Origin of the sequence: Mesorhizobium sp. M7A.F.Ca.US.006.04.2.1, from assembly GCF_004022915.1 — a bacterium.
GTDB lineage: Bacteria > Pseudomonadota > Alphaproteobacteria > Rhizobiales > Rhizobiaceae > Mesorhizobium > Mesorhizobium ciceri.
The window spans coordinates 1-945 of sequence record NZ_RZQA01001384.1 but is presented as its reverse complement, the minus strand read 5'-3'; the positions used below and the strand labels follow the sequence as shown (position 1 = coordinate 945).

At 63.6% G+C, this 945-nt stretch carries 2 protein-coding genes; one reads left to right on the top strand and one right to left on the bottom strand.

The window, feature by feature from the left end:
- Nucleotides 1-508, top strand: a 508-nt coding sequence (locus EN925_RS37470; RefSeq protein WP_128337444.1) for an ATP-binding cassette domain-containing protein, incomplete at its 5' end; no start/stop codon positions are given.
- Nucleotides 509-593: 85 nt separating this feature from the next.
- On the opposite strand, the gene EN925_RS37465 is transcribed toward EN925_RS37470, so the two are convergent.
- Nucleotides 594-945: aminotransferase class V-fold PLP-dependent enzyme (locus EN925_RS37465; protein ID WP_128337443.1), on the bottom strand; the 352-nt coding region annotated here is incomplete at its 5' end.

Below are 945 nucleotides of genomic sequence, written 5' to 3'. Positions count from 1 at the left end.
CCAGAAGATCGGCGACGTGCTGGGCGAGCCGCTTTTGATCAACACCGACAAGCCGGCGTCCGAGCGGCGCGACCTTGCGATGAAGATGTTGAAGAAGGTTGGCCTCGGCCACGAGCACTACAATCGCTATCCGCATATGTTTTCCGGCGGCCAGCGTCAGCGCATCGCCATTGCCCGCGCGCTGATGCTGAACCCGAGCCTGCTGGTGCTCGACGAGCCGGTCTCGGCGCTCGATCTGTCGGTGCAGGCGCAGGTGCTCAACCTGCTTGCCGACCTGCAGGATGAGTTCCAGCTGACCTATGTCTTCATCAGCCACGATCTGTCCGTGGTGCGTTACATCGCCGACGATGTGATGGTGATGTATTTCGGCGAGGCGGTGGAATACGGCTCGCGCGACGAGGTCTTTGCCGATCCCAAGCACAGCTACACCCGGACGCTGTTCGCGGCGACACCGCGCGCCGACGTCGCGTCGATCAAGGCGAGGCTGGCGAAGAAGAAAGCGGCTTAACGTCTCTTCGTCATCCTCGGGTCTGCACTGCGTCGCTACGCTCCCTTGTTCCGCCCATGGATGACGACGCTGGAGAGGCCGCCTCTCACGACAGCTTGGCGATGATGGCGCGCAGCGCCTCGCCGAAGCGCCGGACTTCCTCGACCGTGTTGTAGTGGACCAGCGAGGCACGGATGGCGCCGCTGTCCATCGAGAGGTTGAGACGCTTCATCAGCCGTGGCGCGTACATGTGGCCGTCGCGGATGCCGATCTGCATCTCGGCCATTTCCTCGACGACCCGCTGCGGCGATAGTTTGCCGATGTTGAAGCAGAAGGTCGGCACGCGCTCGGTGATGCGGGCCTCGTCGGCGACGCCGTAGATGGTTGCCCCGCAACCTTTCAGCACGGCCAGCATCTCACGCGCCAGCACCAGCTCGTAGTCGCGGATGGCGCCCATG